This is a genomic window from Pseudomonas oplopanacis, assembly GCF_057128725.1.
Genome location: NZ_JBSKHV010000022.1, coordinates 1 through 12994, shown reverse-complemented (window position 1 = coordinate 12994; position 12994 = coordinate 1). Strand labels below are relative to the sequence as shown.

Annotated in this window: 14 protein-coding genes; 7 read left to right on the top strand and 7 right to left on the bottom strand. The window is 56.0% G+C overall.

Going from position 1 to position 12994, the window contains the following annotated elements:
* Positions 1 to 10: 10 nt before the first annotated feature.
* From ACWKV5_RS27875 to ACWKV5_RS27865, 3 genes are all read right to left on the bottom strand, one after another.
* Positions 11 to 481, bottom strand: coding sequence for an arsenate reductase ArsC (locus ACWKV5_RS27875; RefSeq protein ID WP_483843869.1), 471 nt, complete (start codon positions 479 to 481; stop codon positions 11 to 13).
* Between the two features lie 25 nt (positions 482 to 506).
* Positions 507 to 854 carry a metalloregulator ArsR/SmtB family transcription factor gene (locus ACWKV5_RS27870; RefSeq protein WP_483843868.1) on the bottom strand — a complete coding sequence of 116 codons (348 nt, stop codon included), beginning with the start codon at positions 852 to 854 and terminating at the stop codon, positions 507 to 509.
* Positions 855 to 1136: 282 nt separating this feature from the next.
* Positions 1137 to 1409: a hypothetical protein gene (locus ACWKV5_RS27865; protein WP_483843867.1), complete on the bottom strand. Its 273-nt coding sequence runs from the start codon at positions 1407 to 1409 to the stop codon at positions 1137 to 1139.
* 446 nt (positions 1410 to 1855) lie between these two features.
* Between ACWKV5_RS27865 and ACWKV5_RS27860 the strand changes: the two genes are divergently transcribed.
* The 5 genes from ACWKV5_RS27860 (at position 1856) to ACWKV5_RS27840 (ending at position 7503) form a co-directional block, all read left to right on the top strand.
* Positions 1856 to 2515, top strand: a complete 660-nt coding sequence (locus ACWKV5_RS27860) for a MarC family protein (RefSeq protein WP_483843866.1) — start codon at positions 1856 to 1858, stop codon at positions 2513 to 2515.
* Positions 2516 to 3009: 494 nt separating this feature from the next.
* A complete protein-coding gene (locus ACWKV5_RS27855) occupies positions 3010 to 3993 on the top strand; it encodes a HipA domain-containing protein (protein ID WP_483843865.1) in 984 nt (327 codons plus the stop codon).
* Positions 3986 to 4735: a hypothetical protein gene (locus tag ACWKV5_RS27850; RefSeq protein WP_483843864.1), complete on the top strand. Its 750-nt coding sequence runs from the start codon at positions 3986 to 3988 to the stop codon at positions 4733 to 4735. Before ACWKV5_RS27855 ends, ACWKV5_RS27850 begins: the two co-directional genes overlap by 8 nt.
* A 640-nt stretch (positions 4736 to 5375) precedes the next feature.
* Positions 5376 to 6734 carry an MATE family efflux transporter gene (locus ACWKV5_RS27845; protein ID WP_483843863.1) on the top strand — a complete coding sequence of 453 codons (1359 nt, stop codon included), beginning with the start codon at positions 5376 to 5378 and terminating at the stop codon, positions 6732 to 6734.
* Between the two features lie 94 nt (positions 6735 to 6828).
* Positions 6829 to 7503 carry a phosphoribosyltransferase gene (locus ACWKV5_RS27840; RefSeq protein ID WP_483843862.1) on the top strand — a complete coding sequence of 225 codons (675 nt, stop codon included), beginning with the start codon at positions 6829 to 6831 and terminating at the stop codon, positions 7501 to 7503.
* 6 nt (positions 7504 to 7509) lie between these two features.
* Here ACWKV5_RS27840 and ACWKV5_RS27835 read toward each other — a convergent pair whose 3' ends face one another.
* Entirely contained in the window at positions 7510 to 8256 is a 747-nt protein-coding gene (locus ACWKV5_RS27835) for an SDR family oxidoreductase (protein WP_483843861.1), read from the bottom strand.
* A gap of 206 nt (positions 8257 to 8462) precedes the next feature.
* Between ACWKV5_RS27835 and ACWKV5_RS27830 the strand changes: the two genes are divergently transcribed.
* A complete protein-coding gene (locus tag ACWKV5_RS27830; RefSeq protein WP_483843860.1) occupies positions 8463 to 9032 on the top strand; it encodes a YceI family protein in 570 nt (189 codons plus the stop codon).
* 112 nt (positions 9033 to 9144) lie between these two features.
* Here ACWKV5_RS27830 and ACWKV5_RS27825 read toward each other — a convergent pair whose 3' ends face one another.
* The gene (locus tag ACWKV5_RS27825) at positions 9145 to 9921 is read right to left on the bottom strand and encodes an alpha/beta fold hydrolase (protein WP_483843859.1); all 777 of its coding nucleotides are present in this window, start codon (positions 9919 to 9921) and stop codon (positions 9145 to 9147) included.
* Positions 9922 to 10196: 275 nt separating this feature from the next.
* Between ACWKV5_RS27825 and ACWKV5_RS27820 the strand changes: the two genes are divergently transcribed.
* Positions 10197 to 11324 (top strand): GGDEF domain-containing protein, encoded by a 1128-nt coding sequence (locus tag ACWKV5_RS27820; RefSeq protein WP_483843858.1) that lies wholly within the window; start codon positions 10197 to 10199, stop codon positions 11322 to 11324.
* A 13-nt stretch (positions 11325 to 11337) separates the two neighbouring features.
* Here the strand turns inward: ACWKV5_RS27820 and ACWKV5_RS27815 are convergent, their stop codons facing one another.
* Positions 11338 to 11823 carry a hypothetical protein gene (locus tag ACWKV5_RS27815; RefSeq protein ID WP_483843857.1) on the bottom strand — a complete coding sequence of 162 codons (486 nt, stop codon included), beginning with the start codon at positions 11821 to 11823 and terminating at the stop codon, positions 11338 to 11340.
* 67 nt (positions 11824 to 11890) lie between these two features.
* On the bottom strand, positions 11891 to 12994 hold a 1104-nt coding region (locus ACWKV5_RS27810; protein WP_483843856.1), incomplete at its 5' end, for a Gfo/Idh/MocA family protein.

The following is a 12994-nucleotide window of genomic DNA, read 5'->3' as shown; positions in this document are numbered from 1 at the left end:
GGGGCTCCGGTCACAGGGTGCTGATGCGGTCGAGTTCGCGCTTCAATGCGTCGCGATCGAGTTCGGCGAAGGGCAGGGCGAGGAAGGCCCGGCAGCGCGTTTCGATGCACGCCAGTGTCGAGTGAAAGGCAGCGGAGACGGCCGCCTCATCGCCCTTCACCTCGGAGGGATCCTCCAGTCCCCAATGGGCTTTCAACGCCGGCCCGAAGTAGACCGGGCACGCTTCGCCGGCAGCCTTGTCACAGACGGTGATCACAATGTCCGGCGGGTTGACCTCGAAGGCGTCGTTGCCTTTGCTGCTTAACCCGTCGATGGCAATCCCGGCTTCTTGCAGCGTGGTCAGGCTGCGCGGCAGCACCCGTCCTTTGGGAAAGCTGCCGGCGCTGACAGCCTCGAAACCGTCCGGCGCAAGATGATTGAACATCGCTTCGGACAGGATGCTGCGGCAACTATTGGCAGTACACATAAACAGGACGCGCATGGGGGCTCCAGGGTGATGAACAGAATCAGCAGCAGGCAGTGGTGTTGAGAGGGCGGTCGCCCATCGCGTCGAGTCGAGCGCTGTTTTGCTCAAGCCAGGCAGTGTTGGCCGCCAGCGTGGTCTCAAGAACGGTGCGCACCCAACCCGGCAAATCAGGATTGAGCCGGTAATAGACCCACTGACCCTGACGCCGATCGAGCAGCAACCCACACGCACGGAGCTGCGCCAGATGGCGGGAGATTTTCGGTTGACTGTCGTCCAGAGCGCAGACCAGTTCGCAAACGCACAGCTCTCCCTCGCGGGTGATGAGCAACGTGGCCCGCGCGCGGGTCTCGTCGGAAAGGCATTTGAAGACGGCGGCAGGGGTCAGCATGGACACGGCTCGATACATATGGTTATCCGAATATACGGTTATCCATATGTATTGAGCAAGCCTCAACGCTGACGGGCGGGCTGATGTCCTGAAAAATCACGGCCTAATGCCAATCAGTCAGGGAGCGAAAAACCTGTGGGAGCGAGCCTGCTCGCGATGACGGCGGGTCAGTCAACTCTTGTATTGCCTGACAGTCCGCCATCGCGAGCAGGCTCACTCCCACAAAAATCGCGGTATTCAGCGTCTTAACTGATCGGCATTAGCATTCAGGCGCCCGTTTTTTTACTCCGATACCTGTGCGCGCAAACGTCGACCGATCACGTCCATCAAGTCACAGCCATCGCGCAAAGGAATGGCCAGCAGTTTGGAAAAGTCCGACAGCACCACCGTGTCGCAACCGAGCTCGGCGCGGAAGGCGATGTTTTCCAGCACTTGGGTGACGGTGCGAATACGGTAGTCAGCCATGGCTTGCAGGACGTCGAGCGGGGCGTGGGTGTCGATGAGCAGGGAGGCCGGGATCAGGTCGATTCCGGTGAGGGGCATATATCTGTTCATTTGAAGATCTCTGTTTGATTGGCTCAATGCCGTCACTCAGTCGTCGCCAAACGATTGGGTGGCAGCTGTGCGCAGGTTGGCGAACCGGCACAGAGAAAACCGGCAGACCCGAAGGTCTCCCGCGCACAGCCGCCATTAAAGGCGGCTTTGCGGGTGCGTGAGCTCCTGCAATAAAGCGGATAGCCCTCGCATTCTCTGTGATCAGGTCGCCAAACCTGAATCGCCATTATGGGCGACGGGGCGGACTATAAGCTTCATCGGAACGACGGGCAAGGTGAGGGTTTCCGAGATAAGTGTAGGACCAGATCCGCATCCTTTGTCAGTAAACGGCTGACCTTTACTGAGCCAGCGTCACCTGTGCCGCAGCGCCAGATTGAGCTCCAAACGGGCTCATTGCGCAACATCCGCTAAGGTGATGTAACGCGGTCTCTCCTTGAAGGTGCGCCATGAACACCTATGTCACGCTGTTTGTCGGCATGTTTACCACGTTACTGGCCATCATCAACCCACTGGAGGCGATTCCCGTGTTCCTTGGCATGTTGCAAGGCAAGGACACTGCCGAGCTCCGCCGGGTAGCCCGCAGAGCCTGTTTCTTTGCGTTATTGCTGATGTTCTTTTTCCTGATTTTCGGCAACCTGCTGCTGCGTCTGTTCGACGTGCCATTGAGCATGATCCGAGTGGTCGGTGGAGTGATTCTGATGCGGATCGGTTTCGAGCTGTTCGCCCCCACGCCCAACAGCAGCCTGATTCCCACTGGGCACGACACCGATCAGGACGTGTCTTTCATCCCCCTGGCCATGCCCATCATGTTTGGCCCCGGTGCGATTGCCACCGTGATCGGCCTGACCAGCACCATCAAGGACGCCAGTCATGCGGTGCTGTCTTTCGCCGTCGTGGCGCTGGCCATCTGCGCCACGATGTTCACCACCTATTTGTCACTGGCTTACGCGCAAGTCATCCTCAAGACGATTGGCCCGCAAGGTATCGATGCCGCCACGCGAATTGTCGGGTTCTTTGTCTCTGCCATGGGGGTTGGTTTGATCTTTCATGGCACGGTGGAGTTTTTGCAATCGTATGGGGTGTTGCTGCATGGCGGGGTGGGGTAGGGTTAGATCGTTGATCTTCGACCTAAACAGTAGGATTACTGCTCAATATGCTGGTGAAGTATCTCTGGATAAGCGGTGACGAAGTTATTTTGGCAAAAAAATTCATCTGTTTCCTTTGTCCTTTCCCTATGTTTTTAAAGAAGGTGGCTCAATGAAGAATTTGTACAATAACAATTAGGTGGATCTCTAATGGTCGCGTCTATTTTATCTTGTGGTCGATCAGTTTTTAGCTTGTCGCCGTCGGAAGATTGTCTTTGAGTTGTAAGAAAAATCCTCCGTTGGTTGTATTGTAATAAATGGAGTTGGTGAGCTGATTTGTACCTTGATGAAATGCATGCAGCTCCTTGATTTTTTTGTTGTCTCGTGTTTCAACTATGTTGCTCGGGGCGTGGTGCTGATGTAGTTCCAGAAGGGTGCGGCGGATGCGTAGGTTTTATGGTTAGATTGCATGCTGAAGCTCATAATTGTTTGTCTCAGGTTTACATGGTGAAAAAGTGGAATATGTGATTTACGATGTGTCGGGCTTTCAAAGTGAGCAGGTTGAGCCGCTGGGTACTAAGTCGAAGTACTGGTATTCTGATGGGGATGGTGTGGATTATCTATTTAAGTCCATAGAGACTTATGATTCTAACAATCAGCTTGTGTCCCGCGGTGGAGAGGATTGGTCGGAAAAAATTGCATGTGAAATCGCAATTTTACTATCCATACCCTGCGCCGAATATGACTTGGCTCATAATGGCGTTTCTCGCGGAGTAATTACGAAAAACTTTATTGCGAAGGGCGGTGCGTATCTTGTTACGGGAAATGAAGTGCTGAAAAATTATAGCGCTCCCGTAGCTGTTGCGGGTGGAGGCAGGAGTGAACGGCAGGATATTATGAATGTATATAATGTTCTTAGGCGAGTTATACGTAGTAAGCCTGCTGGTTTTAATAGCTTGCCTGGAATAAAAAGCGCCGCTGATTTTTTTGCCGGATACCTTATGCTTGATGCATTGATATCTAATCAAGATAGACATAGTGAAAACTGGGGGCTGATAGTCACGGGTAAGGGGCGATCTCACCTAGCCCCGACGTTTGATCATGCGGCAAGCTTGGCGAGGAATGAATCAGACGCAACTAAACAGGCGAGATTGGTGTCTTTAGATGTAGGGCAACAAGTAGCAACTTATGTTAGAAGAGCTAAGTCTTATTTTTATTTGAGGGGAAATCGGCTTCGTACTCTAAAGGCGTTTGAGTATTTTGGTGTCCTCAATCCTGGTGCTTCCTTAGGTTGGCTTGAACAGCTGAAATTATTGACTCCCGAGGTGATGCGAGCTATTCTGGATTCTGTGCCTGAAGGGATAATGAGTGATGTTTCTAAAAAGTTTGCCTTTGAAATGCTTGCTTGTAGTAAGTCGAATATCTTGGCCTTTGAGCCTTTCTTTGAGCGAAACTTAGATCCATTTTTTAGAAGACAGCAGATTAAAAATTATGAGTAGTGCGTTTGTTATCTGGCAGGATCCAGAAACTACAATGTGGGAGCCGGTCGCTAAATTAAAGGTGTCTGCTGGTGTGTTTAAGTTTGCGTATACGCATGGCGCTCTAAATAAGCGGTTTGTAGCGTTTCCTCGTATGGAACTTAAAAACAAAGAATATTCCTCCAGCGAATTGTTTCCTTTTTTTCAGAATAGATTGATTCCGGAAAGGCGACCAGAATATTATTCGATGATGTCTTGGCTTGATATGACACCCGGTACCAACGATCCGCTGGAAATTCTTAGTGCTTCCGGTGGCGCTAAAAAAACTGATAATTTTAGGATCGTAAAGACTCCCGAAAAAACCATTAGTGGCGAGTATAGACTAAAGTTTTTTGTCAGTGGTGTCGCATATTTAACAGCTGAGGCGAAAGTAGAGATTCTATCGTTTGATAACAGAACGAAGCTTTCTTGTTTTGTCCAAGCTAATAACCCGGCTGACCCTAATGCTATAGCTATCGTTAAAGCGGAAGGGGCGCGAAACATTGGATATTATCCTCGTTATCTTAATGAGGATTTGCTTAGGCTAAATCAGATGTGTGGCGTAGCCATTGATGGAGAGCTGTTAACTCGTATTGAGGTTGTTAAAGTGAACTCGTCGGCTCCGGAGCAATACCGCTTGTTGTGCGAATCTATTACTCCTTGGCCAGAAGGGTTTGAGCCTTTTCAAACGGAAAAGTACAAGCTTCTTACCGAAAATAATTAGCCGTGTGCTGATGATAATGTTGATTTATCATAAGATTACTCTTGCAAAGTGCATTATCATTGGGCTGTTTTGCCGTGCTGGAAATTGAAAATTTCCCTCCTGAAATATGAGGTGCTTGGCTCTATCGAGAGTGAAAGGGCTTGCCATAGTTCTGTGCGATTTGTGGCTGTTTAAACCTCGTTTTGTATGCTGTCATGTGCCTTCTGTATTGATCTCGATTTTAAATATCACGATAACATTCCCATTGTTAGGGTGGACAGATCAATATTCTTCGTAAAAAGAACGATGATCCGCCTAGCGTTAGATTATTTCCCCTTTGGTTTCCCCGCATCGTCTCGCTTTTTTCGAATCTGACCATCATCATTTCTTGAACGAGACTGCTCGCCGCCGCCTGGTTTTGGAACATTTACATCCTTGTTTATTGGTCTTCTGTCAGTCATTTTGCGTCCCCTCACTTCTATCGATAGTTAAATCTTTCTGTTTCATCGCTCTCTTAGCCACTATCAAAGTAGTCGCGAAAAGCGATGTTGGCCTCTAAATGAGTGATAAATTGATAACCGCATCGTTATACGATGCGAACACATTTCCCAATGACGTAAACTTCTCTATCCGAGCTCGACTGGCACCCTGAGACCTACGCATGCAAACCCCCACCCACCCCATCCCCCTCTGGAAAACCTACCTGCTTTTCCTCGCCCCGATGGTCCTGTCGAACTTCCTCCAGTCCATGTCTGGCACGGTCAACAGCATCTACATCGGCCAAATGCTCGGCACCCAGGCCCTGGCCGCCGTGTCCGGCATGTTCCCCATCGTTTTCTTCTTCATCGCCCTGGTCATCGGCCTCGGCGCGGGGGCGGGTGTGCTCATCGGCCAAGCGTGGGGCGCGCGTGAACCGCATCTGGTGAAAACCATTGCCGGTACGACCTTGCTGCTGGGCGCAATGATCGGCCTGACTGCCGCCGCCCTCGGCAGTGTGTTCGCGCGGCCGGCCTTGCAGGGTTTGGGCACACCCGCCGACGTATTGGACGACGCGGTGGCCTATGCCCACGTGATGATGTGGATCATGCCGTCGCTGCTGGTCTACGTGCTGTTCACCCAGCTGCTGCGCGGGGTCAGCGATACGGTGTCGCCGCTGATTGCGTTGGTGGTATCGACCTGTATCGGCTTGGCGCTGACGCCGGCGTTGATTCGGGGTTGGTTCGGGTTGCCGATGATGGGGATTCAGAGTGCGGCGTATGCCGGGCTAGCGGGTAACTTGTCGGCGATGGGGTGGCTGGCGTGGCGGTTGATTCGCAAGGGGCATCCGCTGGCGCCGGATCGGGAGATGTTTGCGGCGATGAAGCTGGACCGGGAGATTCTCGGCAAGGTGTTGCGCATCGGGTTGCCAACCGGGTTGCAGATGGTGGTGTTGTCGGTGTCGGAACTGGTGATTCTGGCGCTGGTGAACCAGCACGGTTCGCAGGCGACGGCGGCGTATGGGGCGGTGACGCAGATCGTCAATTACGTGCAATTTCCGGCGCTGTCGATTGCGATCACCGCGTCGATCCTCGGGGCTCAGGCAATCGGGGCAGGGCGCCTTGAGCGCATGGGGCCGATTTTGCGCACGGGGCTGCTGATCAACGTGTGCCTGACCGGTGGATTGGTGGTGCTGGGTTATCTGTTGTCGCACTGGTTGTTGGGGCTATTCCTCACCGATGACTCGACGCGGGCGATGGCCGAGCACCTGTTGCACATCATGCTCTGGAGCTTGTTGGTGTTTGGCTTCCAGGCGATTGTCGGCGGCATCATGCGCGCGAGCGGCACGGTGTTGGTGCCGATGGCGGTGTCGATTTTCTGCGTGGTGCTGGTGCAGTTGCCGGTGGCGTATGTGCTGGATGGGCACTTCGGTTTGCAGGGCGTGTGGATGGCGTTTCCGGTGGCGTATCTGGGGATGCTGGCGTTGCAGACGGCGTATTACCGGTTTGTCTGGCGGCATCAGCGGATCGAACGCTTGGTGTGAGCCAAGCGGCTTGCTGTCGGCCGCGCTCAGGCCGACAATTCCTCGGGACTGCGTGATGAAACCGGCAGGCGTGCTCGCCTGAGGAGGTTTTCTAATGAGTCCCTCATCGCACATGATTTTGCAGGACCGGCCGGCGGCGGGGCGGCGTCTGGTGGCGCCGTTGCTTGCTTACGCCAACCGCCCGGATGTGATCGTTCTAGCCTTGCCCCGAGGCGGCGTGCCGGTGGCTTACGAAGTGGCCACGGCGCTGGATGTTCGTCTCGACCTGATGCTGGTGCGCAAGCTTGGCGTGCCGTCGCACGAGGAGTTCGCGATGGGCGCGATTGCCAGCGGCGGCATCCAGATTCTCAATCAACAGGCGCTGAGGGCACACCCGATTGATAAGGCTGCGTTCGACACGGTGGTGGCGCGGGAGACGCGGGAGTTGCTGCGGCGCGAGCAGGTTTACCGGGGAACACGTGCGAAGGTGCAGCTCAAGGATCAGGTGGTGATTCTGATCGACGATGGGCTGGCGACGGGCGCTTCGATGCTGGCGGCGATTCATGCGGTGCGGGTGCACGGGCCATCCCGGATTGTGGTCGCAGTGCCGGTGGGGCCACCCGAAACGGTCGAGGCGTTGCGCAGTGAAGTCGATGAACTGGTGTGCCCGATCATGCCGGAGTGGCTGATGTCGATCGGGCATTGGTACATGGATTTTTCCCAGACGTCGGATGCAGAGGTCATCCGGCTGTTACAGCGGGCGTGGCAGAAAGAGGCTGACGTTCATTGAGGTTTCTTAGTGGGTCTTGAGCCAGTCCTGGAACCGCGTCGCGCCAATAATCGGGTTGGCGCCCGGTGTCAGTGACTGGTCGTTGATCGGCGCACCAAAGTAGGGAACCGAGTCGTCCGCTATGGGTTGGCGCGGGTCCTGGGTGTGCGTGAGGTAATCGCTGGCGAACTCGACGAGAGGGCGGTTCTCAGGTCCGGCCACTTCGAGGGTCTGATTGACCGGCGCTTTCAGCGCAATATCCGTCAGCGTCGCCGCGACATCGTCCGAGGCCACCGGTTGCAACGCGGCGGACGTCAGGTGAAGGGTGTCGCCTTCCTCACGCCCGGAGTGAGCGATGGCGTGGATAAACTCGAAGAACTGCGTAGCCCGCAGGATGGTGTAAGGGATGCCCGACTTCTTGATCAGTGCTTCCTGGGCCATTTTTGCCCGAAAATAACCGCTGTCGAGCATCCGCTCGGTGCCAACGACGGACAGGGCGACATGGTGTTTGACCCCGTCGAGCTTCTCCGCCGCAAACAGGTTGTGCCCGGCGGTTTCAAAGAAGTGCAACGCGGCGTGGTCTTCGAAAGAAGGTGAGTTCGCCACATCGACCACCACGTCGGCGCCTTTTAGTGCCTCTTTGAGGCCTTCGCCGCTGATGACATTGACGCCGGTACTCGGTGATGCCGCAAAGGCTTCATGGCCCAGTTCCTGCAGGTTTTTGCAGACCTTGCTGCCGATCAGTCCGGTGCCTCCGATGACGACGACTTTCATGACCCTTCTCCCGAAGCGGTGAGTGCAGCGGTTATTAAACACCCGCCAAGGTGGCAATATCGGACGCTGACTCGGGAAGGCCGACAGATGGTCGAAAGTCCGGCAGCCAGTGGAAGAAACGCGAGTTGTTTGCTTTAGTCCTCCTATCGCCCGCCCACGTGTGCGGGCAGTTCGCTTCATAACGGGAGCCCTCACCGGAGAATCCCATGACTGTTCGATTCCCGCGGCTCGCTGTTCTGGCCGTCGTGCTGACTGTTGGCTGCTTGCCCTGCGCGCAAGCGGTGCAATACAAACAAGTCAATCAAGCCGCGAGCAAGATCTCCTTCACGTACAACCAATTCACCTCGCGGGTGTACGGCACGTTTGGCGTGTTCGAGGCCAAGCTGGATTTCGACACGACCAACCCCGCAGCGGCCCATGCATCGCTCACCATCCAGCTCGACAGCATCGATGCCGGCAGCAGTGACGCCAACACGGAACTGCAAAAGCCCGCCTGGTTCGATTCGGCGGCCTATCCAGTGGCGACCTTTGAATCGACCGATGTGAAGGCGCTTGGCGACAACAAGTACACGATCATCGGCAAACTGACGCTCAGGGGCGTTACCCGTGACGTGGCGGTTCCGGTCCTGCTGAAAGCCGAGAACACCATCGGCATCTTCGACGGCGAGTTAACGCTCAAACGCAGCGATTTCAAGATCGGCGAAGGTGAATATGCCGATACCGTGGTGTCCGATGACATCAATATTCGGTTCAAGATGGTTGCGCCGCAGCAGTAATCCCGGAGATTGCCTGACGGGTGTCCATTTCAGATGAGTGCCAGGAAAGTGTTGAACACGAGCGATGAGACTGAGCGTCAGCCTCATGCTCAGTGACGCGTTCAAACGTAGGTCAGTGGGCCTTTGCCGCCGTTTCGATCAGGTCGGCAACGGCTTTTGGGTGAGAAACCATCACTACGTGAGACGCGCCTTTGACCACCACCGTTTGTTTGGCGTTAGCCCGCTCAGCCATGAATTTCATCGCCTGTGGCGGGATGTTCTTGTCTTTGTCGCCATACACCCACCACGACGGGATCGTCTTCCAGGCCGGATCAGTGGCCTCTTCCTTGAGTGCCGCTTCAGTCACCGGGCGCTGCGTCGCGGCCATCAGGCGCGCGTCTGCGTTGGGCACGTCAGCGGCGAACTGGTCGTGGAACTTGTCTTGCTGGATGTAAAAGTCCTTGCCACCGTCAGCCAGGTCGACCGGTTTTGCCAGGGTAGGGCCCAGCGTGCTGCCCGGGAATTTACCGGTCAGTGCAAAGGCGCTTTCGCCTTTTTCCGGGGCGAAGGCCGCGACGTACACCAGTGCTTTGACGTTGGCTTGGCCATAAGCGGCTTCGCTGATGACCGGGCCGCCATAGGAGTGCCCAACCAGTACAACCGGACTGCCGACACCTTTGAGCACGTCGGTCACTGATTGCGCATCGCCTTTAAGGCTGCGCAGCGGGTTCGCCGCCGCTAACACCGTATAGCCATCCTTTTCCAGAATCTTGATCACACCGTTCCAACTGGTTGAATCGGCGAAAGCGCCGTGAACCAGCACAATGGTTGGTTTGGCGGTTTCAGCCATGGCTGAAATCGGAGTGGCAAGCGCCGCCGCGAGGGCCAGTCCCGCGACTAAAGTATTCATGTTCATACAGGGTTCCTTCCAACTGAGTGCATTGAGATGTTTATGGAAAACACCGAGCATGAATGTGAAGATCGGACAGTGATGGACCCGTAGAGCTCTTCGGCACGCCAAGCGCTCCATAGATTGAGCACGCCGACCGCAAAACGATTGTGTTCATGTGCTATTACTTCGCAATGGTTTATTGCAAACGCCCATCAGTTCGATTCGTTTGTTTGCTTGGCTAGCCGGATGGCACAATCGCTTTTTTGTCGCAGCATCATGATCAGGCGGTTCACATGGATGGCCCAGGATTTCGGTACGACCAGGAGACGTTCATCGCGGCCCAAGTACGCGGTGACCGATTGCGACAGCTGTTCAACCAATCCGTGTCCGCTGTGTTCGGCAGTTACCTGGCCGCGCTGATGCTGTGCGGGCTGTGCTGGGAGCGCATGGATCACAGCGTCATGTATGGCTGGATTGGCCTGCTGAGCGCCTCGTCGTTACTGCGCATCCTGATGTTTGTGGTCTATTTTCGCAGCCCGGACAGTGAGCGCACGCCGCAACGCTGGGAGCGGATCTATTGGGTGACGCTGGTGTTGTCTGCCGGTATTTGGGGCGCTGGCGCATTAGCCGTCATGCCGGCAGATGACCCGCTGGCCCAGGCGCTGGTCATGCTGTTTGCCGTTGGCATGTCGGTCAGCGCGGTGTCGTGTTACTCGTCCTATCGGTCCATGACGCTGGTGTCGATTGGCCTGGTGTTGTTGCCGTGTACCACGTGGCTGTTGTTTCAGCACTCGACCTTGCAAGTCGGTATGGCCCTGGCCGTCGTGGTGTTCGCGTCATTTGTTGCCAGGGCAACCCGCAAACTGTCCGAAGCCCTGGAGACTGCGTTTCGCCTGACCCGTGAAATGGAACTGGCGCACCGCATCGCCACGCATGCTGCGCAAACCGATGAGCTCACGGGGCTGAAAAACCGCCGGGCTTTTTTTGAACACGCGCAGCAGTTGTTCAACAACTGCCAGTACCATCGGTTGCCGCTGTGCGCGGTCATGCTGGATATGGATCACTTCAAGCACATCAATGACACTTACGGCCATCAGGTCGGTGATCAAGTGTTGCGTCAGATGGGTGTCGTCATCAGTACCTGTTTTCGCGAAACGGACGTTTATGGCCGGCTGGGCGGCGAGGAGTTCGCCGTCCTGCTGCCGGACACGTCCATTGAGGTCGCCCTCGATATTGCCGAGCACCTGATCCAGTCCATCGGTGGGCTAATGACCGGTCCGGTTTATCGCGTTTCGGCCAGCCTTGGTGTCGCGGCAATGGAAATCCACGACCCTGATCTGCAAAGTCTGATGAACAATGCGGACAAAGCGCTGTATCGGGCCAAGGCGCGTGGGCGTAATCAAGTGGCGGTTTCGGAGTAACGGTGGGGACGAGTTAATAAAACCGGTCTTCCTCTTTCATCGCATAAATCCGGCCCAGCGTCCGGGCCGAGATCCCCAGGAACAACAACGTCAGCAATACGCCCCCCATCATGATGTAAAACCCCGGGCGGTTGCCGTTCAGCTCGCGCGCGATGCTGCTTTGCGCCGGCAGCCAGCGGGAGTAGATCAGGGGAATGCTGCCGCCGGTTTCATAGGCGGTTTTTGTAGCATAACGTTCGTCGACGTATTGGTTGTCGTGCACCTGGCCGTCGCGATCGGTGTAGCGGTAATGGATCACTTTGCCGTCGCGGTTCATCCGGATGTCGTCGAGTTGCGTCACTGTGCCGACAGTCTCGACAGGGCCCAACTGGATGGCGGCATAGCGGATGCCTTCATGCCGGGCCATGCCGGCCAGGATCAGCACCACACAGCAGGCCACGGTGAGCAGGATCACCCGGTTGAACAGGTGATCTTTTTCAGCTTCGCGGGGGTAATACATCTCACGGTCCTTCGTTGATTAATTCACAGAAGGAGTCGGCGAGCGGCGTGACAACTTTAGGCACGTATTATTTCAGGGCTGTCCGGCGCCCGTCCCGGGCCGCGTCCAGCAACCGATGCAAGCGCACCGCATCGTCAAACGTCGCCGCGCCATGGCTGCCGTCGATCACGTCCTGCGCATACACGTAATACAGCTCTGCCAGTTCAAGCACCGCCGAAGGCAATGTCGATTCGGGCAGGCGCTGATAGCTGGCAGGCAGCGGCAGTGATTGCATCGGCAGATTGTCGCCGTGAGCACCCTCGATCACGTAGTCATCGCCCACGTCGCCGAATGCCGAGCGGTTGCTGATTTTCAGGTCGCCCTGGTCGCCGGTGATGTCGATCTGCACGCCTGAGCCGTTGCGTTTGCCGCCTTCGATGTGGATCGAAATGACACCGCCGTCTTCGAGCATGCCGCTGAGGACGAGCTGGTCGGGGGCGGTGCTATCGAGCACTTCGCCGGTTTCCTTGATCGTCACTTTCGGGAACTGGTTGACCATCAAACCCGAGACGCTTACTGGCCAGCCGGTGGCGGTGAAGAGCATGTCGAGGAAGTGTCCGGCGTAGATGGCAATGACGCTGGAGAAGTTTTCCTCGGGGGCAGTCCAGCGCAGGGCGTTGGGGCGCAGGGCCTGGAAGTAATTCATGCTGACGTGCATCCGCACGGAGCGCACCTTGCCGACATAGCCTTGTTGCAGCAGGTCTTGCAGGTAGCGGTTATGCGGCGCGTGGCGGCGTTGCAGGCCGACGATGTGGCGCACGCCGGCGTCCTTGGCCAGGTGCAGCAGTTGTTCGGAGTCTGCGGTGGTGGTGGTCAGCGGCCATTCGCAGTAGACGTCTTTGCCGGCGGTGATGGCGGCACGCACGGTTTTTTCGTGTTGCGGGGCGGTGTTGAGCACCACGACCAGGTCGACTTCAGGGTTGTTGACCAACGCGTCGACCGAGTCGGCGACCTGGCTGATAGCGTATTCGCTGGCCGCGGCTTCGGCGCGTTCACGGCGTTCGCTGTACACCGCTTGCAGGTGATATTGCGGCAGCAGGTTCAGCACGCGCAGATGGCCGTGGCGAGCCCAGTTGCCAACGCCGATGATGCCGACGCGAATAGGGGAGTGTGCAGTTGTCATGGGAATGTC

Excerpts from the sequence above, each read along its gene's own strand:
- ACWKV5_RS27875 (WP_483843869.1), bottom strand. The coding sequence starts at position 481 with ATGCGCGTCCTGTTTATGTGTACTGCCAATAGTTGCCGCAGCATCCTG.
- ACWKV5_RS27815 (WP_483843857.1), bottom strand. The coding sequence starts at position 11,823 with ATGTATTACCCCCGCGAAGCTGAAAAAGATCACCTGTTCAACCGGGTG.
- ACWKV5_RS27870 (WP_483843868.1), bottom strand. The coding sequence starts at position 854 with ATGCTGACCCCTGCCGCCGTCTTCAAATGCCTTTCCGACGAGACCCGC.
- ACWKV5_RS27835 (WP_483843861.1), bottom strand. The coding sequence starts at position 8,256 with ATGAAAGTCGTCGTCATCGGAGGCACCGGACTGATCGGCAGCAAGGTC.
- ACWKV5_RS27840 (WP_483843862.1), top strand. The coding sequence starts at position 6,829 with ATGAGTCCCTCATCGCACATGATTTTGCAGGACCGGCCGGCGGCGGGG.
- ACWKV5_RS27820 (WP_483843858.1), top strand. The coding sequence starts at position 10,197 with ATGGATGGCCCAGGATTTCGGTACGACCAGGAGACGTTCATCGCGGCC.
- ACWKV5_RS27850 (WP_483843864.1), top strand. The coding sequence starts at position 3,986 with ATGAGTAGTGCGTTTGTTATCTGGCAGGATCCAGAAACTACAATGTGG.
- ACWKV5_RS27860 (WP_483843866.1), top strand. The coding sequence starts at position 1,856 with ATGAACACCTATGTCACGCTGTTTGTCGGCATGTTTACCACGTTACTG.
- ACWKV5_RS27845 (WP_483843863.1), top strand. The coding sequence starts at position 5,376 with ATGCAAACCCCCACCCACCCCATCCCCCTCTGGAAAACCTACCTGCTT.
- ACWKV5_RS27825 (WP_483843859.1), bottom strand. The coding sequence starts at position 9,921 with ATGAATACTTTAGTCGCGGGACTGGCCCTCGCGGCGGCGCTTGCCACT.
- ACWKV5_RS27830 (WP_483843860.1), top strand. The coding sequence starts at position 8,463 with ATGACTGTTCGATTCCCGCGGCTCGCTGTTCTGGCCGTCGTGCTGACT.
- ACWKV5_RS27865 (WP_483843867.1), bottom strand. The coding sequence starts at position 1,409 with ATGAACAGATATATGCCCCTCACCGGAATCGACCTGATCCCGGCCTCC.